The organism is Pantoea sp. XY16, assembly GCF_025153065.1.
In the GTDB taxonomy this organism is placed as follows: Bacteria; Pseudomonadota; Gammaproteobacteria; order Enterobacterales; family Enterobacteriaceae; genus Pantoea; species Pantoea alfalfae.
Map to the genome: position 1 here is coordinate 205,045 of NZ_JANZNP010000004.1, position 21,722 is coordinate 226,766.

Consider the following 21,722-nt stretch of genomic DNA (forward strand, 5'->3'; position numbering starts at 1 on the left):
AGGGTCTGTCACAAATTTGAAACATCTCGCAAGCAGGCACCCTTTGCACACCCTTGCAATTTCAGGCAGACTCAGTACAGGCAACAGAGGGGCGAGGCAAAAGATGCAGCAGCTTAAAGCAGTAGTGAGTGCGCAGGATGTCGCTGACCGGGCAGGCGTCTCCCGGTCAGCGGTCTCCCGCACCTTTACGCAAGGTGCCAGCGTGTCGGAGTCCACCCGTCAGCGGGTGATGAAAGCGGCTGAAGAGCTGGGCTATCACGTCAATCATCTGGCTCGCGGTCTCGTACGCAACCGCAGCGGCATTGTCTGTTTAATCGCCTCCGAAGTGGATACGCCCTACCGTGCCAGCCTGGTGCGCTGGATGACCCAGTATTTGCAGGAAGCGGGAAAAGTGGCGATGCTGATCAACACCGACCGCTCGGATGCGCGGGTTTCCGACGCACTGCAACAGGCGATTAATTTCCGTGCCGACGCCTCAATCATTCTTTCCGGTATGCCGGACAGCGGCATTACCCGGCTCTGCTACAAGCACGGTCAGCATCTGGTGCTGATTAACCGCGACGAATCCCTGCCCGGTACGCTCAATATTAATCCCGACTCCCGCCCTGCCGCCGAAATGGCGGTTAACGCCTTTGTCCGGGCAGGCTGCAATCGCATCGCCTTTGTCAATTCGCTGGCAGGCACGCCGAGTCTGCTGAAGCGCGAAGCCGATTTTCTGGCGTCGGCGCAAAAAGCGGGTATCACAGTTCAGGTGGAGCGATTCGGCACCACCTCCTATGAAAGCGGCCAGATTCTGGCCCAGCGTCTGCTGACGCGTAACATTCGCCCGGATGCGGTTTACTGTGCTACCGACCTGCTCGCCTGCGGTTTTATGGATGAGGCGCGTCACCGCTTTGCACTGCGTATTCCGGAGGATCTCTGCATCATGGGGCATGACAATATCCCGCAGTCGGGCTGGTCCTCGTATAACCTCACCACCTTTGCGCAGCCAGTGGAGCAGTTTGCCCGCGATGCGATTGCCTGGCTGGTGGAGAAAGAAGCGCAACCGGAAACGCTAACACCCAAAAATGACCAACAGCAGGAGCGGAGAATATATCCGGTCGATGTGGTCTGGCGGGGTTCAGTACGGGGCGGTTAACTGCCCTTTGTTTATTTTCAGCCGGAACATTTCACCTGCTGAAATAATCCCCAGTCGGTTTTACGCTTCGCTTTACTTATTTCCTGCCCCCTTTGAAAATAATCGGACAGTGCCGCACACAATATCGATTTCCTGACTACGCTTTATCTGCATTATTAAGTTCTTCTGGTTTTATCTGCTCAATGAATCAGCAGTCAGATGTGACAAATATCACATTTGTGCCAGGCTTAATGTCTCAGATAACTCTGTTCAAGGAGCATACAATGGCTACACCAACTAACAAGACGCTCGATCTGGATCAATTTCCTAAGCCTCCGTTTGAGGACCAGCCACAACAGGCGCCAGGCCTGGCCAGCAAGATGATCCCGGTTCCCGACCACGGTGAAACCAGCTACCGCGGTACTGGCCGACTGACCGGCCGTAAGGCGCTGATTACCGGCGGTGACTCCGGAATTGGCCGCGCTGTAGCCATCGCTTATGCCCGTGAAGGCGCAGACGTGGTGATTAACTACCTGCCGGAAGAACAGCCCGATGCCGATGAAGTGATTAAATTAATCGAAGCGGAAGGCCGTAAAGTTTTCGCTATTGCCGGCGACATTCGTTCTGAAGAATTCTGTCAGCAGCTGGTGAAAGACGCCGCTGATAAATTAGGCGGTCTGGATATTCTGGTGAATAACGCCGGTCGTCAGCAATTTAATGAGTCCATTCGTACTCTGAGTACGGAAGATTTTGACGCAACGTTTAAAACCAACGTTTATGCGATGTTTTGGATCACCAAAGCGGCGCTGGAATATCTGCCACGCGGTGCGTCGATTATTAATACTTCATCAGTACAGGCCTTTAAACCCAGCGATATTCTGCTCGACTATGCGCAGACCAAAGCGTGTATCGTTGCCTTCACCAAATCGCTGGCTAAGCAGCTGGGTGGCGACGGTATTCGCGTCAACGCAGTCGCGCCAGGCCCATACTGGACGCCACTGCAATCCAGCGGCGGACAGCCGATGGAAAAAGTGAAGCAGTTTGGTGCCGATTCACCGATGGGCCGTCCCGGTCAGCCGGTTGAGATCGCCCCACTCTACGTTACCCTGGCCTCAACCGAAAGCAGCTACTCCTCCGGTCAGGTCTGGTGCTCTGATGGCGGCACCGGCACGCTGTAAATTGTCTCTGATGGCCGCATAACGCGGCCATTTTTTTGTCCCGTTTTTGCCCACAGAAGAATTCTCGTTACAGTGAAATAAGGAAGCAGACCATGCAAAACCCGATCATTCATTCGCCGGTCAGAGAAGATGGCTTTGCGGGTCTGGGTGATTATGCCGCCATTGGTGAAGGCCGCTCGGTGGCGCTGATCGCGCCGGATGGGGCTATTGACTGGTGGTGCGCGCCTAATCTCGATGCGAAACCGCTGTTTGATCGCCTGCTTGATGCCGGACTCGGTGGCTACTTTCAGATCGTGCCGCGCACGCCCTATCAGGTTTCGCGCCGCTACCGTGACAACAGCAATGTGCTGGAAACCCGTTTCGAAACGGACAGCGGCAGCGTACTGTTGACGGAATCAATCAACAGCACGCTGGCGGGCCGTCTGCCGTGGTGTGAACTGGCGCGTCGCATTGAGGGCGTCAGCGGGGAGGTGGAATTAGCGATCACCCTGCGTTTCGGCACTGCCGCTGAAACCCGTTCGCCCTGGGTGGCTGACAATGAGAAAGGCAAGGTATTTCACATCGCGGAGATCATGGCGATGTTTCGCACCAGCGAAGATATTCATATAACCGAGCTGGATGATGAGCAGGTCTGCGCCACGCTGCGCACAACGGCCGGTTCCCGATCGCTCTGCGCGCTGCTGGTGACCGAAAAAGAGCCGCTGGCGGTGCCGCCACTGGAGGCTATCGATCAGCGGATCGAAACCAGTCACACCGGCTGGACCAGCTGGGTGGAGAGCCTGCGTTACGCTGGCAGCTATCCGGCACTGGTAAAGCGCTCTGCCCTGTCGCTGAAGTTTCTCTGGTACTCTCCGACCGGTGCGCTGGCCGCTGCCGCGACCACCTCCTTACCGGAAGGTATCGGCGGCGAGAAAAATTATGATTACCGCTACGCCTGGGTGCGCGACGCCTGCCTGATTATTAAAGCGTTCGTCTATATCGGGGCGCTGGAAGATTGTAAGGCGGCCTTTTCCTGGCTGTCGCAGACCATTATGCGTCACGGTGTCAGACTGCGGGCCTGCTATGCCCTGAATGGCGATGAGGTGCCCGCCGAGCGTTATCCGCCGCTGAGCGGCTATAAAAACTCTCAGCCGGTGCGGGTTGGCAACAACGCCCGCGACCAGCTGCAGCTCAGCATGTATGGCGACATGCTGGTCACCGCACAGCACTTTATTGAAGCGGGACACGTACTGGATATCACCACCTCGCGCATGCTGGGTGAGCTGGCAAACTGCTGCGCCGATCACTGGCGGCAGAAAGATTGCGGCATCTGGGAACTGCCGGAGCTGCAACATTACACCCACTCCAAGATGGCCTGCTGGATGGCGCTGGACCGGGCGGTCGCGCTGGCCGAAAGCCAGCATATCGAACCGACCTGGCTGGGACGCTGGCAGCGGGAACGTGACCGCATTCGCGACTGGATTGAGTCGCACTGCTGGTCAGAGCAACAGCAGGCTTATCTCTTTTACGCCGGCAGTGACGATCGCCTCGACGCATCGCTGGCGCTGGTTCACGGCTACGGCAACGCGGTTAATCCGCAGCGGATGCTTTCGACCTACCGCGCAATCCAGCAGGCGCTGGGCGACGGCAGCGCCATGCTCTATCGCTACAGCGGCGTCAGAGAGGAAGAGAGTACCTTTCTCGCCTGCGCCTTCTGGCTGGTAGAAGCATGGGCAGAGATGGGCGAGACCGGCCAGGCGGAACAGGCGATGCAGGAGATTCTTGATACGCTGAACGGCCACGGTAACGTCGATATCTTCAATGAGATGTATGATGTCCGCAGTCAGAGCTGGCGAGGCAATATGCCGCAGGGGCTGAGCCATCTGGCATTGATCTGTGCGGCGCAGGCGTTATCGGAATCGCAGTCGTCAGCATGATGCATCACTCATGTTACAGGGAGGTCAGGGAACCGGCGTCCTGTTGCAGCCGGAAGCGCGGGTCGAAGAAAAACGGTTCTGCCACCACTTTACTGATGATGCCCGCTGCCGCCGGATGACGGGGATTGAATAGCGCGTTCCATTCACCCGTCAGCGTGCTCGGCACCTTGAGCACCAGGCCGTTGTCCGGGCTGGCGAGCCAGTCATCACCAATTTGTCGGGTAGAAGATGGTGCAGGATCGGCCTGCCAGTCAGCGGGTAACGCCGCCAGCGAAAGCTCTGTGATCAGCGATTCCGGTACGTTAATCGCCAGCATTGTGTAGTCATGCGCCAGATCCTGAATGGTGAGGTGCACCAGCGCCTCCAGCACACAGAGCGCCCGGCTCGATCCCATATAGACACAGATCGTTCCCACAGAATTCCAGCGCCCGCCATAAGTACGGGCACCGAACCCATCAAAGGCGGTCATCGCATACTCACGCTTCACCAGGCGAAAGAAAGGCACCGCCATCAGGTGATCACGCCATGCTCAAGCTGACCAATCAGGTTAATCACCGCTTCAGCGCCCACCACCGTGGTGGTCATTTCGGCTGGTTTTTTACCGCCCAGCGCTTTGGCGGGCGTTTCAAGCCACTGCACCAGCCGCTCTCTGTCGTCTCGAAACAGGGTGCTGGCGGCAGAAAGGACGCGGATCAACATATAGATCCGTCCGCTCTGATCGGGCGAAAAGGTCTGCTGCGGATCTTTGACTTTACGGTTATAAGTGGTGCGATCGATGCCCGCCAGACGGCACAGCCAGCCCTCATCAAAGGTGGACAATGACGCGGTGCGTTTCAGCACGCCGCTGCTGAATCCTGTTGCGATACGCTGGTGTGCATCAGGCAGCGTTTCCGGCAGGTTCAGGGCGTGCAGGAGCGAACGGTTGTGCTGATGCTGAGCGGGTGTGTAGATGGCGATGGACATAGCAGCCCTCCTGTTCATTTGATTTTCATTTTAGCGCAAATGAACAGAGGGTGCCAGCCTGCTCGGGCTGAGCAGGCGTGAGGCGTATTATTCAGCCGTACCCTGCCGGAGCGCCTGCAGAATCTGCCACGCTACGCGGATGCGAAGCGGATTGGGGTAATTTTTGTTGGCAAGTAGCACGATGCCGCTGTTCTGCTCAGGAATAAAAGCGATATAGGCACCAAATCCATTAGTAGAGCCGGTTTTATGCACCCAGCTGGCGCTCTGCGACGGTCCGGCCGGATTGATCAGGGTCGCCGGACGCGGTTTCAGCGCCACGCCATTATCGTTGTCTTTGAGCAGCGTCTCAGCATCGACGGGCCAGTCGTAGATCTCCCAGCCCAGCCCCTGGTAAAGACTCCCGACGTTAAAATAGCGCGACTGCGCGGTGCGGATGGCATTGCGCAATACGGCATTGCCCGCCGACAACCGGTTGGGATCGACGTTGGCCTGCATAAAGGTCAGCATGTCACGCGCGGTGGATTTGACGCCATAGGCTTCGGCATCCAGCATGCCGGGGGAAACCCGAACCGGCTGACCATTTTTATAGCCCCAGGCGTAGTTCAGCATCATCGACGGCGGCACGGTAATGTAAGTGCGCGTCAGGCGCAGCGGCTGAAACACATGTCGCTCCATCGCCTGCTCATAATCGCCCTTCACCATCAGCGAGCCAAACAGACCGATACTGGCGTTAGAGTACTGGCGCTGCAGACCGGGTGCTGCCTCTGGCTGCCAGTTCTGATAGAAGCGGAGCAGCGAAGCCTGATCGGTCACCTCATCGGGCAGCTGTAGAGGCAGGCCGCCCGCAGTATAGGTCGCCAGATGCAGCATCCGCACCGGACGCCACTGCTCACCCGTCAGCTGAGGCCAGACTTTCTGTACCGGATCGTTAAGACGGATTTCGCCGTTGCGGATCATGATTCCGGCCAGGGTGCCGGTAAAGGTTTTACTCACCGACCCCAGTTCAAACAGCGTGTTTTCCGTAACCCGGCGGCGTGACTCAAGATCGGCCACGCCGAGGTTCACAAACTGCGCCCGGCCCTTGTAAAGCACCGCCACCGACATACCGGGGATCGCCTGCTGCTCCATCAGCGGTTCGATCACGGCTTTAACCAGAGAAGTGACCTGCTGTGAGGAGAGATCGGCGGCAACACAGCTGGCAGAGAGAGAAAATAAAGCAAGGTAAAAAAAGGACTTTTTCATTGTTAACTAAGCGTTCTTCACTGAATCGAATTATTTACACTGGCTGGAACAGGCCTGTACGCACATCTGAGCCTTTGAGCTACAGGCACCGCTATCCCGGGTGTTGCAATGGGATTGCTCTACGTAGCAATTGGTCTGACAGGTGGAGAGATCGCAGCGGTCAGCGACGGGCGTCAACTGCACCAGCGGCGCGCGGGCCGGAAAAATCGGTGCAGGCTGAGCGAAGGCGCTGCTGCCCAGTAATCCGGACAGCAGCAGAGCGAGGATAATTTTCATAACATTTCTCCTGAGGTACGCAGCACTAAGTATGGCCAGTCTGGCGCGCGCCGTCAGAGAAATCTCATCAAATTGAGACCCCAGGAGGGTGTTGAGTGACATTCATCACGCCACGACTGTAGATATCATTGAGCCGGGCGATATAACGCTGGGTGTCATGCTGCTCTTTGATACGCAGAATGGCCGCGTCCCCTTTCTCCTGCAATATTTCAGGACGTTCAATGATGGCGAGCAGCGTCGATTTCAGCCCGTCCACCAGCGACCGGCGCAACTGCGATTTTTGCTCTGCCGAGGTGATGCTGTATTCGCGATCGGGATTCAGCGGACTCGCAATGACCCAGCCCGCATTGGCAGGATTGATTTCCGGCAGCGCACGCACGTTGCTGGTGATGACCGGACAGCCGTTGGCCTGCATCTCCAGCACGGAGAAACCGTAAGTCTCCTGCCAGGTCGGTAATAAACCGGCATCGCTCTGACGGAACAGCTGCATCAGCGCACTGTTTTCCATCTGTGAATGATGCGTAATGCAGCGATAGCGCTTGATGCGGTTCTCAATGTCGCGACAAAAAGCATCAGCATCCTGGAATTGACGGTGAGCAACATTACGACGTTTGGTGAGATCGCCAATCAGCTGCAGATCCAGCTGCGACTCGTCCAGCCGGTGCTCTTCAATCAGCTCACTGATTGCCAGCACCACTTCCGCCCCGCCTTTACGGTAGAACTCATTACCGGCAAAGATCAGCTTCAGAATACCGGGCTGACGCGGCGTTTTTTGCTGAACGAACAGCTTTTGCGGCGGATGCAGCACCAGGGTTTTACGGCGGATTTGCTGCGCAACATCCGGTTTGAACAGTTTCATCTGAATGTTCAGCGTAGCGTCTGAGATGGCAATCAGCCCCAGACAGTTATCTTTTAACAGATAAGGAATAAGCCGTTGCAGCTCAGGGTTATCCTGCTTGGCAACACCCGCTACCGGCAACACGCGCGGCAGCTCGGTTTCAAACGAGGCGACCCACTTCTGCTGAGTGATGGCGACTTCGTTGAACAGATGAAGGATGTCAGCCCGCGATGCCCCGGAAAAAGGCACAGGCTGAAAGACAAAGGTTTTATTCTTTTTAAGCAATCGGGTACGTAACGGATTAATAAAATAGAACAGATTGCTCTTTTTCAGATTTATATAGTCGTTATCCGGATTAACTAAGATATTACGTTGCTCCGGATACTGGTTATTCGTGATTCCAATTTTCATGATCGTCTTCCAGAGTCCTTTATGTCCAGAGTGATCTATATCACGCGATCGCGGCGGATAAGTCTGAGCAATTTCCTAAAAGCCCTTTCTGCTGTGGCTTGCACAGTTTTGCTAATGATTGCGCCCGGTGATAAAACAGTCATAACTGTGTCTTTTTATGAATCTGCATTTTTTATTAACAGGTATGTTTAATTGTTTCAGCCCAACTGCCTGTTGAATAAGGCAAGGTTTTCCCGGGCAATACCTGCGCCATTTATTATGTGTATGTTTAATTATTTGTTAGTAATGTTATCAAAGCGAGATAGTTATTTAGTTTACAACTTTTAAAGTAATTTACGGCGCGGGATAACGGGATGTCGACTCTCACTGACTGATGAATGTCCCGGAAACCTGATAGCGACCATAAAACAAATGATGAAACAAAAGATGCAGCCTGATCACATCTGCACTCTTCTGGCTCCCTGAGTTGCCACATTTAAGTGCATCACATCAGAAAGAGGTTGCCTGCCGCACACCGCAAGAATGAAAGTAAATCCATGTTTTAATTTAATTTTGTAGCAAACCCCAGCGTAGCCACCTCTCTGGTACAAAAGTTGCAGGAGTCTCTCCATGCAGACAGGAGAGCATTATGAAAGCAATCGTAATTGGTGGCGGTATTGGCGGAATGAGCAGCGCGATTGCGCTGGAGAAAGCCGGGATCGACGTTGAGGTGTTTGAGGCCGTTCAGGCGATGAAACCCGTCGGCGCGGCGATTTCTATCTGGCCCAATGGCGTTAAATGCCTGAATGCGCTGGGAATGAAAACCGCGCTACGTAACCTGGGCGGCAATATGGCCTATATGGCCTATCACGACGGCGCAACCGGTGCGCCCCTGACCCGCTTCAGCATGGCTCCGCTGGTGCAGCAGGTGGGCGAATATCCCTGTCCGGTGGCACGAGCAGAACTGCAGGCGATGCTGATTGATACCTTCGGACGAGAACGGGTGCAGTTTGGCAAGCGGGTGATCCAGGTCGAACAGACTGAAAATGGCGTCATCGCCACTTTCTCTGACAACAGTCAGGCGCACGGCGATTTTCTGATTGCCGCCGATGGCACCCATTCCGTCGTCCGCGACTATGTGCTGGAGCAGAAGCTGGAACGACGTTATGCCGGTTACGTTAACTGGAATGGCCTGGTCACCATAGACGAACATATTGCGCCCGCCGATCAGTGGACCACCTTTGTTGGTGACGGTAAGCGTGTTTCACTGATGCCGGTCAGCGGCAATCGATTCTACTTCTTCTTTGATGTGCCGCTACCGAAGGGACTGCCGCAGGATCGCAGCACGGTGAAAGCGGACCTGACCGGCTACTTCCAGGGCTGGGCGGAGCCGGTGCAGCAACTGATTGCGGCAATTCATCCCGACACCACTAACCGGGTTGAGATCCACGACATTGAACCGTTCAGCCGCTTTGTCAAAGGGCGTGTAGCGCTGCTTGGTGATGCGGCCCACAGCACCACGCCCGATATTGGTCAGGGTGGCTGTGCGGCGATGGAAGATGCCGTCGTGCTGGCCGCGACGCTGGCCTCTCATTCGCTGGGTATAGAAGATGCCCTGTTGCGCTATCAGGCGCGACGGGTTGAGCGGGTAAAAGATCTGGTGCTGAAGGCACGCAAACGCTGTGACGTGACTCATGCGCGCGACCCGGCGGTCACGGCGGAGTGGTATCAGTCATTGAAAAACGAAACCGGTGAGCGAGTGCTGGCCGGAATGTGCGAAACCATCGAAGGCGGCCCGCTGGGCTGACCAAAAAAACAGGGGCTGTCACCATGACAGCCCTTTTAATTATCAATTCGCCAGACCGCGATTCTTCAGCATGGGCTCAAGCTGAGGTGCTGCGCCCCGCCAGCTTTCATACAGCGTTTTAAGATCGCTGCTGTTACCTCGTGACAGAATCTTCTGCCGGAAGATGTCGCCGTTTTCACGGGTCAGTCCGCCATGCTCCGCAAACCATTGATAGCCATCGTCGGCGAGCATCTGCGTCCAGATATAGGCGTAATAACCTGCGGCGTAACCACCGCCCCAGATATGCTGGAAATAGCTGGAACGATAGCGCGGCGGCACCGCCGACAGCGCCATATTGTCGCTCTGCAACGCCTGCTGCTCGAACCCTTCTACGCTTTGCGGTGCGGCATCACGGTTAAGGCTGTGCCAGTGCAGATCCAGCAGCGCGGCAGCCAGCAGTTCGCTCATCTCATAGCCTTTATTGAACGTCGCGGCCCGGACGATCTTTTCATGTAGCTCAGCAGGCATCAGCTCATGAGTCTGATAGTGACGGGCATAGTTTCGGAACACCGCTGGCTCGCTGGCCCAGTGCTCATTGATCTGCGAAGGAAACTCAACGAAATCGCGCGGGGTTTCCGTTCCCGACAGGCTCGGATAGCGCTGGCTGGCAAACAGACCGTGCAGCGTGTGACCGAACTCGTGAAACATCGTGATAACGTCGTCCCAGCTCAGCAGCGCAGGTTCACCGGCTGGCGGCTTGGTGTAGTTACAGACGTTGTAGATCACCGGTTTGCTGTCGAGCAGCGTAGACTGGTTGACGAAGTTGCTCATCCAGGCGCCGCCGCCTTTGCTGTCGCGCTTAAAGAAGTCGGTGTAAAACAGCGCCAGGGGGGTCTCATCGGCGTCAAAAATCTCGTAGACCTGGACGTCGGGATGGTAAACGGGCAGATCCTGTCGCGGCGTGAAACGGATGCCATAGAGTTGCGTCGCCGCCCAGAACACGCCATTCTGCAGCACTGAATTCAGTTCAAAGTAGGGCTTAATCTGGCTCTCATCCAGATCGTAACGGGCACGCCGCACCTGTTCGGCATAAAAACGCCAGTCCCAGGCCTGCAGGGTAAAGTCGCCCTGCTGCTGGTCGATGGTCTGCTGGATAGCCGCCGCTTCACGCTCCGCACGACCGCGCGCGGCAGGCACGATGTTATGCATAAACGCCAGCGCCGCCTTAGGCGTTTTGGCCATCTGATCCTGTAACTTCCACTCGGCATAGCTGGCAAATCCCAGTAGCCGCGCCTGCTCCGCCCTGACCTGCGCCAGACGTAATACCAGCTCGCGGGTGTCGTTCTCATCGCCTTTTTCCGTGCGCGTCACGCCCGCCTTAAACAGCGCTTCACGGGTTGCGCGATCGGCCAGGCTCTGAAGTGCGGGTTGCTGGGTGGTGTTTTGCAGCACCAACAGCCAGCGCTTTTCCAGTCCGCGTGCCTGCGCTTCCGCCTGCGCCACCGCCAGATCGGCCGGTGAGAGTCCCTCCAGCTTCTGCAGATCATCGACGACCAGCCCACCCGCTTTAGTGGCGGCCAGCAGTCTGTTGGTGAAGCGGGTGCTGAGGCGGGCCGCCTCCTGATTCAGTGCCTTAAGCTGCTGTTTCTGCGCTTCCGGCAGATTGGCCCCCGCCAGCTGGAAACGCTGCCAGATCACCTCGACCAGCCGTTTTGATTCAGCATCCAGTTTAGCGCGCTGCAGATAGACCGCATCGAGCCGCGAAAACAGCGGGCGGTTCAGCATGATGTCATCGTTGAGCGCGGTAAGCTGAGGCGCAATCTCCTCATCCACCTGCTGAAGATACGGACTGGTATGCGCCGAGGTCATGGCACTGAACACCAGATTCACCCGGTTGAGCAGTTGTCCGCTCCTCTCCAGCGCCTCATAAGTGTTGAAAAAGCTGGGCGCGTCGCTGTTCAGTGCGATCGCCTCGATCTCCTGACGCTTCTCCTCAATGCCCGCCTGCAGCGCGGGCAGAAAATCCTGCTCCTCAATCTGGTCAAAGGGAGGCGCCTGATAAGGCAGTGTGCTGACGCTAAAGAAGGGATTCTGACGGGCGTTCATGGTTCGCTCCTGGTGGGCATCGCAAAGTCTTATCCTGACAGGTTGCCGCGAAAGCGCAACTCAGGCGATTTGCTGCTGATACACGCTGATGATTTCCCCGGCAATCGCCACCGCAATCTCGGCGGGCAGCTTGCCTTTGACGTCCGGCAGGCCAATCGGACAGCGCAGGCGCGCCAGCGGCTCGCTTGCCACACCCTTGCCTGCCAGCCTGTAGCGGAAACGCTGGTTTTTCGTTTCAGAACCGATCACCCCGGCATAGCGGAAATCGCCGCGCTTCAGCACCGCCTCGCACAAATCGAAGTCGAGGGGATGATGATGGGTCATGATGATGAAGTAGCTGCCCGCAGGCGCCTGGGTCACACAGTCGAGCGGATCGTCCGGCTGCAGTGTCATCACGCCAGCGGGAACGTGGCTGAACTGCGCCGGACGGCTATCGATCCAGTTTACGTGACAGGGTAACGTCGCCAGCAGATTCACCAGCGCCTGTCCGACATGGCCCGCGCCAAACAGGTAAATTTCCGGCTGCGCCTGAAGCAGCGGCTCAAACAGCAGTGTGGTTTTGCCGCCACAGCACTGTCCGAGCCGCGCGCCGAGGCTGAAATCCTCGATGTGGGGCGCAGTTGCCCCGCTCTGCAGCATCGCCCTGGCCTGAGCGATGCACGCAAACTCCAGATGACCGCCACCGATAGTGAGAAAACTCTCCTGCTGCGTGACGACCATTTTGCTGCCGCTGTCACGCGGCACCGAACCGTGCTCACTGAGCACGGTGATCAATACGCAGCTCTGGCGTTTTTCACGCAGCTGATGCAGCACGCCGATCCAGTCATGATAGATCATCAACAACTCCCGTCAGGCGCTGCACGCCCCAGAAGATCCGCTCCGGTGTCGCAGGCGCATCCAGCCCAGGGTGCTGCTGGTAACCGGCGACGCTGGCGACCGCATCCTGCAGAGCAGACCAGGCGGCTATCCCTAACATAAACGGCGGTTCGCCTACGGCCTTGGAGTGAAACACTGTGTCTTTCGGGTTTTTGCGGTTCTCCACCAGCGTCACCCGAAGATCTGCCGGGACGTCACTGATGGCGGGAATTTTGTAGCTTGCCGGACCATCGGTCAGCAGCTGGCCTTTGTCACTCCATACCAGCTCTTCGCAGGTGAGCCAGCCGACGCCCTGCACAAAGCCCCCTTCGACCTGCCCGATGTCGATGGCAGGGTTCAGCGAGGCCCCGACGTCATGGAGAATATCGGCGCGCAGCAGGCGGGATTCACCGGTTAAAGTATCGATCACCACCTCGCAGCAGGCAGCCCCAAAGGCGTAGTAGTAGAACGGCGTGCCACGCCCGGCCAGCCGGTCGTAATGAATCCCCGGCACGCGATAATAGCCGGTGGCAGAGAGTGGCACCTGATTGAGCCACGCCAGCTTCGCTACCTCGGCAAAGGTATAATGCTTTTCGCCAGCGCGCACTACGCCATTACGAAAGCTCACCGCCGCCGCATCGCACTGATGCAGTTCGCAGAGCATGGCGGTCATGCGGTCGCGCAGGATTTCCGCAGCGTTTTGCGCTGCTTTACCGTTAAGGTCAGCGCCGCTGGAGGCCGCCGTCGGCGAAGTGTTGGGCACTTTGCCGGTGTCGGTGGGGGTAATCTGGATTTTATCGGTTTCAATCTGCAGCACTTCGGCAACAATCTGAATCACCTTGGTGTTCAGTCCCTGGCCCATTTCGGTGCCACCGTGGTTAAGCTGCACCGTGCCGTCGGTATAGATCAGAATCAGCGCGCCCGCCTGATTGAGGAAGCTGGAGGTAAAGGAGATGCCGAATTTTACCGGCGTCAGCGCCAGGCCGCGTTTCAGCAGCGGACTGCGGGCGTTAAACGCTGTGATTTCCGCGCGCCGTGCCTGATAGTCGCTGCTCAGCTCCAGCTGTTCAGTGATCTCATCCAGCAGATTATCCTCTACCTGCTGGTGGTAATGGGTGATGTTACGCTCCTGCTTGCCGTAATAGTTACGCTTGCGCAGCGCCAGTGGGTCCAGTCCACGGTCGCGGGCGATATGATCCATGATCTGTTCAATCGCCACCATGCCCTGCGGTCCGCCAAAACCGCGATAGGCGGTATTCGAGGCCATATTGGTGCGGCAGCGATAGCCGGTTATTAGCGCATCGCCGAGGTAATAAGCGTTATCGGCGTGGAACATGGCACGATCGACGATTGATCCGCTAAGATCCAGCGAATAACCGCAGTTGCCGGCAAGATCGATTCTGATGCCGCACAGACGCCCGTCCTCTTCAACGCCCGCGTCGTAGCGTACAAAGAACGGATGGCGTTTGCCGGTGACGCGCATATCGTCGCGGCGTGAGAGCCGCATCTTTGCCGCCCGGCCGGTCTGACGCGCCACGATCGCGCAGAGGCAGGCAACCCCGGCCGCCTGTGTCTCTTTACCGCCAAAGCCGCCGCCCATCCGGCGCATATCGATGGTCACCTGATTCAGGCTGATGCCCATCACTTCCGCCACCAGCTTCTGCACTTCGGTGGGATTCTGGGTTGAGGAGAAGACCTGCAACTGCTGATCTTCGCCAGGAATGACCATTGCCGTCTGGGTTTCCAGATAGAAATGCTCCTGGCCGCCGATATGGAACGATCCGCTGACCCGATGCGGCGCGCGTGCCAGTGCCGCGTCTGCATCCCCGCGCTGGTGAATGTGCGGTTCCTGCACAAAGCTGCCCTGCGCCAGCGCCTGCTCCACATCCAGCAACGGTTCCAGCACGTCATACTCAATCACTGCCGCGGCCGCGCCAAGACGCGCAGCGTCAGGGGATTCCGCCGCCACCGCAATCACGATCTGCCCCAGGTACTCTACTTTGTCATGTGCCAGCAGCGGATCGCCCGGCTCCAGCGGCCCGACATCATTGATGCCCGGCACATCCTGCCAGGTTAATACGCTCACCACGCCGGGCACGGCATAACAGGGCTGCACATCTATGCGCAGGATGCGCGCATGAGCATGCTCACTCAGGCGCGGACAGAGGTGCAGCAGACCAGGCAATTCCGGCTTGTCGTCGATAAAACGCGCCTCGCCGGAGACATGTTTTTCCGCGCTCTCATGACGATGACTGCGACCCACGCCGCTCTGTAAATCCGCGGCATACTGCGCCTTGATCACCTCTTCGTTGAGTTCAGGACGGTTATGAGACATAGCGGGAGACCTCGAGGCAGGTGATTTCGCCGTTGTGGCGATGCCAGTAGCGGCGGAGCAGATTGCGTGCCACCTGAAGGCGGTAGTTACTGCTGGCACGGAAATCAGAAAGCGGCTGGAAATCTTCTGCCAGCGCGGCGGCTGCTCGTGACACTGTCACGGAACTCAGCAGCTGACCGACCAGCGCCTGTTCACACTGCCGGGCGCGTTGCGGTGTGGCCGCCATGCCGCCAAAGGCGATACGGGCGGAACTTACCACGCCCTGTTCCATCTGCAGATTAAAGGCAGCGAACACGGCGGAGATATCATCATCCAGCCGTTTAGAGACTTTCCAGGCAACAAAATCTGGTGACACCGTCACTTTATCGATGCGAATAGCGCGGATAAACTCCCCTTTTTCCAGCTGCGTCTGGCGATAGCCGGTAAAGAACTGATCCAGCGGCAGGCTCCGCTGCTGCTCACCGCGCTGCAGCAGCAAGCTGGCATTGAGGGCCAGCAGCACCGGCGACGCGTCCCCTATGGGTGATGCATTACCGATGTTACCGCCGAGTGTCCCCTGCAAACGGATTTGCAGTGAAGCAAAGCGTTGCAGCATCTCGCTGACGCCGGGAATGCGGCTGGCAAGAAACTCGCTAACCTGCTGTAGCGATGCGCCCGCACCCAGCAGATAGTGATCGTCAAATTCGCTGCAGACTTTCAGCGCGGCAACCTGCTCAAGTGCAATCAGTAGCGGTATTTTTTTATGCTGCTGGGTGATCTGCAGGCTGAGATCGGTGCCACCCGCAATCAGCTTCGCATCGGGATGTGCCTGATAGATTGCGGCCAGCTGGGATGGAGTTTTTGGCAGAAAGCAGCGATGACCCTCAACGCCTATCTCCTGCATCTCGGGAGTGGCCAGCGCCGCCAGCCGCTGTACGGTGCTGGCGGCACTGTGATCGAACTGGTCATTGACCGGCTGCGAGCAGAGCTGTTCGGCCGCAGCCATGATTGGCCGGTAGCCGGTGCAGCGGCAGAGATTGCCCGCCAGCGCAGTTTCCGCCTGATGCCGATCCCAGCCCGCTGACTTTTTTTGCAGGCTGAAGAGCGACATTACAAAGCCTGGCGTGCAGAATCCGCATTGTGAGCCGTGGCAGTCGACCATTGCCTGCTGCGCCGGATGCAGTGCGCGACCGTGGCGCAGATCCTCAACCGTGATCAGCTGTTTGCCCTGTAACGCGGAGACCAGCGTCAGGCAGCTATTGATCGTTTCATACTGCATCTCACCGCCGACAGCTTTACCCAGCGTGACGCTGCAGGCACCGCAGTCGCCGGAGGCGCAGCCCTCTTTAGTGCCAGGCCGATGCTGACAAGTGCGCAGGTAGTTGAGCACCGTGAGATTCGGGTCGAGCGCGTCTTCGCTGACCAGCTGGTTATTTAACAGAAACTGGATCATGTGGCTTGCTCCTGTGCATCGCGCTGCCAGACCGGACGACCACCGACCCAGGTCTGGGCAATGTTGCGGTCGTCGCCCAGCGTCATTAATACAAACAGTTTTTCCCAGATGTCTTTGCTGTTGCCGATGCGGAGTTGCTGAAGCGCAGAGACCGCCGGATCGAGCACCACAAAGTCCGCCTCTTTACCGACGCTGAAGTTCCCGATTGCATGGTCGAGATCCAGCGCGTGCGCCCCGCCCAGCGTGGCGTGATAAAAGGCTTCGGCGGCGCTGAGCCGGTAGTGCTGCAGCTGGCCTACCTTGTAGGCTTCGCCCAGGGTCTGCAGCATACTAAAGGTGGTGCCTGCGCCGACATCGGTGCCAATGCCTGTTTTCACGCCCTGCTGCCAGCTGCGTTTAATGTTAAACAGGCCGCTGCCGAGGAACAGGTTTGAGGTAGGACAAAAGGCAATGGAGGAATCGGTATCGTGCAGACACTGCCATTCCTGCTCTTCCAGATGCAGGCAGTGCGCAAAGACGCTGCGGCGACCCGTCAGCTGGTAATGATGATAAACATCCAGATAACCCTCGCGCTCCGGGAACAGTTCTTTTACCCAGGCAACCTCCTGCGGGTTTTCGCTGAGATGAGTGTGCAGCCAGGTATCCGGAAACGCCTGACGCAGCTGCTGCACTTTCTCCAGCAACTGCGGGGATGAGGTCGGCGCAAAGCGCGGTGTCAGTGCATAATTCAGCCGTCCACGCTTGTGCCAGCGCTCAATCAGCGCTCGCGTCTGCTGGTAGCTCTGTTCCGGGGTTTCGATGAGATTGTCGGGTGCATTGCGATCCATCATCACTTTGCCGGCAATCAGCCGCATGTTCAGGGCTTCGGCCGCGCTGAACAGCGCATCGACGGATTGCGGATGCACGGTGCCAAACACCAGCGCGCTGGTGGTGCCGTTGGAGAGCAGCTGATGCAGGAAAAAGGCGGACATCTTTGCGGCGTGATCCGGGCAGTGATACTGCGCTTCAACCGGGAAAGTGTAGTGATTCAGCCACTCCAGCAGCTGTTCGCCAAAGGCACCAATCATCTCCGTCTGTGGATAGTGAATGTGGGTATCGACAAAGCCAGGCACAATCAGTTTGCCGCGCATATCGGTAACAGGCTGACCCGCCAGCCTCGCCTCGCTGTTCTCCCAGCTATCCAGCCCAACCACGTGTCCGTCACGCAGCAGCAGCAGGCCATCCTCCAGATAGCGAGCCTTTCCGGTCAGGTCGTCGGGATGATCCACCACGCCTGTGAAGTCAAAAAAGCTGGCGCGTATCGCCATATCGGTTGCTGATAGCATGGTATGTCCTTTCTGAAAGCGCGATTGATTATCTGCAGATGAATCTCTGTAAAAATCTTGCAACCTGCGTGCCAGATCTGAAATACAACAAAACCCTTTAAAATCAAAACCCTATCGACAAAAGTTAAGCGTTGCGCAACAAAGGTGGCCTTCGTTAGCGTCGCAACCGTTTGCGAAGCCGATGCAAACGGTTGCGATTCGATATTGCCCGGATGACTTAATGTGAGTATGGCCTGTTGCCTGACAATCTGCCCTTTTGCGGTGCAGACTGCCCTGAAAAGGCGCAGCGGGATGCCCGTTAAAATCCGTTTACGGGCCAGGCTGCTTTTCCTCGCGCAGAAGCAGAAATGAAATGCTATGGTGAAGCCATCGACTCTGAAAATGGCATAAGGAACAGTGAGATGATTATCTTTGTCACCGGCGCGACTGCCGGTTTTGGTGAAAGCATCACCCGCCGCTTTATTAAGAACGGTCACAAAGTGATTGCGACCGGCCGACGCGCTGAACGTCTGAAAGCGCTGAAGGATGAGCTGGGCGACAACCTTTATACCGTGCAGCTGGATGTGCGTAACCGTGCCGCTATTGAAGAGGCGGTGGCACAGTTACCGGCCGAATGGCGCAATATCGACGTGCTGGTTAATAACGCCGGTCTGGCACTGGGCATTGAGCCTGCGCACAAGGCTAACGTGGAAGACTGGGAAAACATGATCGACACCAACACCAAGGGGCTGGTCTATATGACCCGTGCCCTGCTGCCACAGATGGTGGAGCGGGATGCAGGTCATATCATCAACATCGGGTCCATTGCCGGCAGCTGGCCGTATGCCGGAGGCAACGTTTATGGGGCGACCAAAGCCTTTGTGCGCCAGTTCAGCCTGAACCTGCGAACCGATCTGCACGGCACCGCGCTGCGTGTGACCGACATTGAGCCGGGTCTGGTTGGCGGCACCGAGTTTTCCAACGTGCGCTTCAAAGGCGATGATGACAAAGCCGGTCAGGTCTATGAAGGCGCTACTGCTCTGACGCCAGAGGATGTGACAGAAGCAGTCTGGTGGGTCGCCACGCTGCCTAAGCATGTCAATATCAATAGTCTGGAGATGATGCCGGTCAGCCAGACGCTGGCGGGTCTTAAAGTACATAAGCCGTAAACCTCTGCCGCGCCAGCCATGATGGCTGGCGTTAACCGCGTCCCCAGCCCATGACGATGATCAGCATGCCGCTAAAGGCAATCAGTGCCCCGCTCCAGTCCCACGCACTTAACTTCACGCCATCCACCACCCGTAACCAGAGCAGTGCGGTGAGCACATAGACGCCACCGTAGGCGGCATACACTCGTCCGCTGGCAGCCGGATGCAGAGTCAGCAGCCAGACAAACAGCGCCAGACTGGCCGCGGCAGGCAGTAACAGCCACGCCGATCCCCCTTTTTTAAGCCATAGCCCCGGCAGAAAGCAGCCGGTGATCTCCGCCAGCGCGGTTATAAAAAACAGCAAGGCGGTCTTAATCAGCACCCTTACCTCTCCTGAACGTAAACAAACGACTCACCGCTGGTGAGCAAAGAAACGGCGATGATATACTATGAGAACTCGCTGCAACAGCCGTCCCGGATGGCGATGTTTGCGTTAACTAAAGGATATTGTGATGAAAAAAATGATCCCTGCCGTGCTGATGGTGCTGCTCTCTACCGCGGCGTTGACTGCCACTGCGAATACTAACCGTCTGATCATTGAAGATGGCAGTTCTGCGCTGAGCAATGAAGCAGCGCGTCAGGACAAAGAGCAATGGAATGACACACGTATGCTGCGCAACAAAGTAAACACCCGCGTCGAAAAAGAGTTTGATAAAACCGACCGCGCCTTTGATACCCGAGACAAGTGCGAGCAGAGCCTCAATCTCAACGCGTACTGGGAACCTAACACCCTGCGTTGCCTGGATCGCCGTTCAGGTCGCCCGGTAGCGCCGTAAATTTGAGCTATAGTAATGACGGACGACTAACATAAGGAAGACGTGATGAAGCTACAGAGGGTTTTGTTAAGCGCGGCGTTTTTATCTCTGCCGCTGATGGCGCAGGCATCCTGTGAATCGGTGAAAGCCGATATCAGTCAGAAAATCATTCAGAACGGTGTGCCTGAATCAGGTTTTAGTCTCGACGTTGTTGCCAACGATCAGGTTGATCAGGCGGGCGGTCAGGTCGTCGGACATTGTGAAAACGACACACAGAAGATTGTTTACAAGCGAACAGGCCGTGACGATGAAGCCAGCGTCCCTGCCAGTGCCGGCAGTTCTCAGGACGCGCCAGCACAGTAGTCAACGTCAAACCAGGGCGACATCCTGTCGCCCTGCCAGCTAGTCCGCCTGTTCCGGCCGCTGACGCGGCATCATCCATGCCACCCCCACCGCAAACAGCGCAATGACCAGTGCGACTACGAACACCCAGTGCAGTGAGACGGCTATCGCCGCCACCATCTGCTGCAGGTTTTCCGGCTGTAACTGCTGACGACTGGATTCAGACATGACCTGCTGTACCGGATCCTGCACCTGCGGTAGTCGCCACTGCAGATTGAGATTCAGCACCGCGCCCATAATCGCCGTCCCCACCGCCGACCCGATCATCCGGCTGAACATGATAGACGCGGTACAGATCCCGCGGATCTGGTAGTCCGCCTGGTTCTGCACAGAGACCAGGAAGGTGGTAGTGGTCATCCCCATGCCGGTGCCAATCAGAAACGCCGTGAAGCCTGCCTGATAGAGGGAGCTGGCGGGCTGCAGGAACAGCAGCAAGGCGTTGCCAGCGACCAGCAACAGCGCGCCGAGCTGGGCGGTAAAGCGGTAGGACGTGTGGAGCATCAGCCTGCCGCTCAGCGTGCTGGCCAGCGGCCAGCCAATTGACATCATCGCCAGCACACTGCCCGCCTGTAACGGTGAGCCGCCGTGTATCCCCTGAATCCAGGTGGGCAGAAACGCACTGATGCCCATCATAGCCGCTCCGATAATCAGGTTGCCCGCATTGCCCGCCACAATAAGCCGGCTGCGCCAGATGATTAGCGGAAACAGCGGTGCCGCTGAACGCTGCTCATGGCGTTTAAGCTGCCAGCCCGCGAACAGGGAGAAAAGCAGGAACGGCACCAGCCAGACGCCAAGCTGTTCAGCCTGCAACAGCGAAATCAGCAACGCGGTCACGCAGAGCATCAGCCAGCTGCTGCCCGCCAGATTCAGCGGCTTCGCTGTCTCCTCCTTCTGGTGCGCCGGTAACCAGCGCGCCAGCATCAGCATGCTGATCAGGCCTATCGGCAGATTGACCCAGAAAATCACCGACCAGCTAAAGTGCTGCACCAGCCAGGCGCCGGTCAATGGCCCGACTATCGCCGCCACACCCCACACGCTGGAGAGCCAGCCCTGCACGCTGGCGCGTTCACGCGGTGAATAGATGTCGGCCACAATGGTGGAGCTGAGCGGCATAATCGCGCCCGCTCCCAGGCCCTGAAACGCCCGGAAAAGAATCAGCCAGGTCATGGTGTGGGCAAAGCCACACAGCACCGATCCCACCAGGAAGATGGCGGTGCCGACAAATAACATCGTTTTCCGACCCACCATATCCGCCAGCCGCCCGTAAAGCGGCACGCTGACCGCCTGCGTCAGCAGATAGATTGAGAAGACCCAGCCAAACTGAGAAAAACCGCCAAGGTCAGCAATAATGGTCGGCATCGCAGTGGCCACAATAGTGACTTCAATGGCCGCCATAAACATTGCCAGCATGCAGGCAATTAAGATCCAGTGGCGATGCCCGGTCTGGAGTTGTGCGCTTTCAGTCATAGGGTTCCTTTTTTAATCTGCAAGGCTAGCTCAAAAACAGCCAAAGCAGTTTCCCGCGCGTGCGCATCTTCTGCGCCATCTGTGACGGTGTCACCTAAAGTCGATGAATATTTTTTATTGTTGCATTAGCCCAGCGGCTACGCGGCTTTAAC

The 21,722-nt window shown here is 57.2% G+C and carries 19 protein-coding genes; 7 read left to right on the forward strand and 12 right to left on the reverse strand.

Annotated elements, in window-relative coordinates:
- The first annotated feature begins 103 nt into the window (after nucleotides 1–103).
- The 3 genes from N1689_RS05595 (at nucleotide 104) to N1689_RS05605 (ending at nucleotide 4,211) form a co-directional block, all read left to right on the forward strand.
- Nucleotides 104–1,138: a LacI family DNA-binding transcriptional regulator gene (locus N1689_RS05595; protein ID WP_260058213.1), complete on the forward strand. Its 1,035-nt coding sequence runs from the start codon at nucleotides 104–106 to the stop codon at nucleotides 1,136–1,138.
- A gap of 263 nt (nucleotides 1,139–1,401) precedes the next feature.
- Nucleotides 1,402–2,295: an SDR family oxidoreductase gene (locus N1689_RS05600; protein WP_260058215.1), complete on the forward strand. Its 894-nt coding sequence runs from the start codon at nucleotides 1,402–1,404 to the stop codon at nucleotides 2,293–2,295.
- 92 nt (nucleotides 2,296–2,387) lie between these two features.
- Nucleotides 2,388–4,211: a glycoside hydrolase family 15 protein gene (locus tag N1689_RS05605; RefSeq protein ID WP_260058216.1), complete on the forward strand. Its 1,824-nt coding sequence runs from the start codon at nucleotides 2,388–2,390 to the stop codon at nucleotides 4,209–4,211.
- A 13-nt stretch (nucleotides 4,212–4,224) separates the two neighbouring features.
- Here the strand turns inward: N1689_RS05605 and N1689_RS05610 are convergent, their stop codons facing one another.
- The 5 genes from N1689_RS05610 to N1689_RS05630 all read right to left on the reverse strand — a co-directional run bounded on the left by N1689_RS05610 (nucleotide 4,225) and on the right by N1689_RS05630 (nucleotide 7,941).
- Nucleotides 4,225–4,722 (reverse strand): RES family NAD+ phosphorylase, encoded by a 498-nt coding sequence (locus N1689_RS05610; protein ID WP_222924021.1) that lies wholly within the window; start codon nucleotides 4,720–4,722, stop codon nucleotides 4,225–4,227.
- The gene (locus N1689_RS05615; protein WP_161734809.1) at nucleotides 4,722–5,174 is read right to left on the reverse strand and encodes an antitoxin Xre/MbcA/ParS toxin-binding domain-containing protein; all 453 of its coding nucleotides are present in this window, start codon (nucleotides 5,172–5,174) and stop codon (nucleotides 4,722–4,724) included. The genes N1689_RS05610 and N1689_RS05615 overlap by 1 nt, the downstream gene beginning before the upstream one ends.
- An 87-nt stretch (nucleotides 5,175–5,261) precedes the next feature.
- Nucleotides 5,262–6,416 carry a class C beta-lactamase gene (gene ampC / locus N1689_RS05620; RefSeq protein WP_260058218.1) on the reverse strand — a complete coding sequence of 385 codons (1,155 nt, stop codon included), beginning with the start codon at nucleotides 6,414–6,416 and terminating at the stop codon, nucleotides 5,262–5,264.
- Nucleotides 6,417–6,446: 30 nt separating this feature from the next.
- Complete coding sequence (locus tag N1689_RS05625) at nucleotides 6,447–6,692, reverse strand: hypothetical protein (protein WP_161734815.1); 246 nt, start codon at nucleotides 6,690–6,692, stop codon at nucleotides 6,447–6,449.
- Nucleotides 6,693–6,759: 67 nt separating this feature from the next.
- Entirely contained in the window at nucleotides 6,760–7,941 is a 1,182-nt protein-coding gene (locus tag N1689_RS05630; protein ID WP_260058220.1) for a glycosyltransferase family 4 protein, read from the reverse strand.
- A 628-nt stretch (nucleotides 7,942–8,569) separates the two neighbouring features.
- On the opposite strand from N1689_RS05630, the gene hpxO reads away from it, so the two are divergent.
- Nucleotides 8,570–9,727 carry an FAD-dependent urate hydroxylase HpxO gene (gene hpxO / locus N1689_RS05635; RefSeq protein WP_260058221.1) on the forward strand — a complete coding sequence of 386 codons (1,158 nt, stop codon included), beginning with the start codon at nucleotides 8,570–8,572 and terminating at the stop codon, nucleotides 9,725–9,727.
- Between the two features lie 42 nt (nucleotides 9,728–9,769).
- Here the strand turns inward: hpxO and dcp are convergent, their stop codons facing one another.
- The 5 genes from dcp to guaD are packed head-to-tail and all read right to left on the reverse strand — an operon-like array spanning nucleotide 9,770 to nucleotide 17,759.
- On the reverse strand, nucleotides 9,770–11,812 hold the full coding sequence (dcp, locus tag N1689_RS05640; RefSeq protein ID WP_260058223.1) for a peptidyl-dipeptidase Dcp: 2,043 nt from the start codon (nucleotides 11,810–11,812) through the stop codon (nucleotides 9,770–9,772).
- A 60-nt stretch (nucleotides 11,813–11,872) separates the two neighbouring features.
- Nucleotides 11,873–12,649, reverse strand: a complete 777-nt coding sequence (xdhC, locus tag N1689_RS05645) for a xanthine dehydrogenase accessory protein XdhC (protein ID WP_253421955.1) — start codon at nucleotides 12,647–12,649, stop codon at nucleotides 11,873–11,875.
- Complete coding sequence (gene xdhB / locus N1689_RS05650) at nucleotides 12,636–15,002, reverse strand: xanthine dehydrogenase molybdopterin binding subunit (protein WP_260058225.1); 2,367 nt, start codon at nucleotides 15,000–15,002, stop codon at nucleotides 12,636–12,638. Before xdhB ends, xdhC begins: the two co-directional genes overlap by 14 nt.
- On the reverse strand, nucleotides 14,992–16,434 hold the full coding sequence (xdhA, locus tag N1689_RS05655) for a xanthine dehydrogenase small subunit (protein WP_260058227.1): 1,443 nt from the start codon (nucleotides 16,432–16,434) through the stop codon (nucleotides 14,992–14,994). Before xdhA ends, xdhB begins: the two co-directional genes overlap by 11 nt.
- Entirely contained in the window at nucleotides 16,431–17,759 is a 1,329-nt protein-coding gene (guaD, locus tag N1689_RS05660) for a guanine deaminase (RefSeq protein ID WP_260058229.1), read from the reverse strand. Before guaD ends, xdhA begins: the two co-directional genes overlap by 4 nt.
- 401 nt (nucleotides 17,760–18,160) lie before the next feature.
- Here guaD and ydfG point away from each other — a divergent pair, with 401 nt between their 5' ends.
- Nucleotides 18,161–18,907: a bifunctional NADP-dependent 3-hydroxy acid dehydrogenase/3-hydroxypropionate dehydrogenase YdfG gene (gene ydfG, locus N1689_RS05665; protein ID WP_260058453.1), complete on the forward strand. Its 747-nt coding sequence runs from the start codon at nucleotides 18,161–18,163 to the stop codon at nucleotides 18,905–18,907.
- Between the two features lie 31 nt (nucleotides 18,908–18,938).
- On the opposite strand, the gene N1689_RS05670 is transcribed toward ydfG, so the two are convergent.
- The gene (locus tag N1689_RS05670; protein WP_260058455.1) at nucleotides 18,939–19,265 is read right to left on the reverse strand and encodes a YnfA family protein; all 327 of its coding nucleotides are present in this window, start codon (nucleotides 19,263–19,265) and stop codon (nucleotides 18,939–18,941) included.
- Between the two features lie 133 nt (nucleotides 19,266–19,398).
- Here N1689_RS05670 and N1689_RS05675 point away from each other — a divergent pair, with 133 nt between their 5' ends.
- Both N1689_RS05675 and N1689_RS05680 read left to right on the forward strand, forming a co-directional pair.
- Nucleotides 19,399–19,722, forward strand: a complete 324-nt coding sequence (locus tag N1689_RS05675; protein WP_013357904.1) for a DUF1283 family protein — start codon at nucleotides 19,399–19,401, stop codon at nucleotides 19,720–19,722.
- A 45-nt stretch (nucleotides 19,723–19,767) separates the two neighbouring features.
- Nucleotides 19,768–20,064, forward strand: coding sequence for a DUF1161 domain-containing protein (locus N1689_RS05680; protein WP_161735904.1), 297 nt, complete (start codon nucleotides 19,768–19,770; stop codon nucleotides 20,062–20,064).
- 39 nt (nucleotides 20,065–20,103) lie between these two features.
- Here N1689_RS05680 and N1689_RS05685 read toward each other — a convergent pair whose 3' ends face one another.
- Nucleotides 20,104–21,570 (reverse strand): MDR family MFS transporter, encoded by a 1,467-nt coding sequence (locus N1689_RS05685; protein ID WP_260058230.1) that lies wholly within the window; start codon nucleotides 21,568–21,570, stop codon nucleotides 20,104–20,106.
- Nucleotides 21,571–21,722: the final 152 nt, after the last annotated feature.

Excerpts from the sequence above, each read along its gene's own strand:
- N1689_RS05595 (WP_260058213.1), top strand. The coding sequence starts at position 104 with ATGCAGCAGCTTAAAGCAGTAGTGAGTGCGCAGGATGTCGCTGACCGG.
- N1689_RS05600 (WP_260058215.1), top strand. The coding sequence starts at position 1,402 with ATGGCTACACCAACTAACAAGACGCTCGATCTGGATCAATTTCCTAAG.
- N1689_RS05605 (WP_260058216.1), top strand. The coding sequence starts at position 2,388 with ATGCAAAACCCGATCATTCATTCGCCGGTCAGAGAAGATGGCTTTGCG.
- N1689_RS05610 (WP_222924021.1), bottom strand. The coding sequence starts at position 4,722 with ATGGCGGTGCCTTTCTTTCGCCTGGTGAAGCGTGAGTATGCGATGACC.
- N1689_RS05615 (WP_161734809.1), bottom strand. The coding sequence starts at position 5,174 with ATGTCCATCGCCATCTACACACCCGCTCAGCATCAGCACAACCGTTCG.
- ampC (WP_260058218.1), bottom strand. The coding sequence starts at position 6,416 with ATGAAAAAGTCCTTTTTTTACCTTGCTTTATTTTCTCTCTCTGCCAGC.
- N1689_RS05625 (WP_161734815.1), bottom strand. The coding sequence starts at position 6,692 with ATGAAAATTATCCTCGCTCTGCTGCTGTCCGGATTACTGGGCAGCAGC.
- N1689_RS05630 (WP_260058220.1), bottom strand. The coding sequence starts at position 7,941 with ATGAAAATTGGAATCACGAATAACCAGTATCCGGAGCAACGTAATATC.
- hpxO (WP_260058221.1), top strand. The coding sequence starts at position 8,570 with ATGAAAGCAATCGTAATTGGTGGCGGTATTGGCGGAATGAGCAGCGCG.
- dcp (WP_260058223.1), bottom strand. The coding sequence starts at position 11,812 with ATGAACGCCCGTCAGAATCCCTTCTTTAGCGTCAGCACACTGCCTTAT.
- xdhC (WP_253421955.1), bottom strand. The coding sequence starts at position 12,649 with ATGATCTATCATGACTGGATCGGCGTGCTGCATCAGCTGCGTGAAAAA.
- xdhB (WP_260058225.1), bottom strand. The coding sequence starts at position 15,002 with ATGTCTCATAACCGTCCTGAACTCAACGAAGAGGTGATCAAGGCGCAG.
- xdhA (WP_260058227.1), bottom strand. The coding sequence starts at position 16,434 with ATGATCCAGTTTCTGTTAAATAACCAGCTGGTCAGCGAAGACGCGCTC.
- guaD (WP_260058229.1), bottom strand. The coding sequence starts at position 17,759 with ATGCTATCAGCAACCGATATGGCGATACGCGCCAGCTTTTTTGACTTC.
- ydfG (WP_260058453.1), top strand. The coding sequence starts at position 18,161 with ATGATTATCTTTGTCACCGGCGCGACTGCCGGTTTTGGTGAAAGCATC.
- N1689_RS05675 (WP_013357904.1), top strand. The coding sequence starts at position 19,399 with ATGAAAAAAATGATCCCTGCCGTGCTGATGGTGCTGCTCTCTACCGCG.
- N1689_RS05680 (WP_161735904.1), top strand. The coding sequence starts at position 19,768 with ATGAAGCTACAGAGGGTTTTGTTAAGCGCGGCGTTTTTATCTCTGCCG.
- N1689_RS05685 (WP_260058230.1), bottom strand. The coding sequence starts at position 21,570 with ATGACTGAAAGCGCACAACTCCAGACCGGGCATCGCCACTGGATCTTA.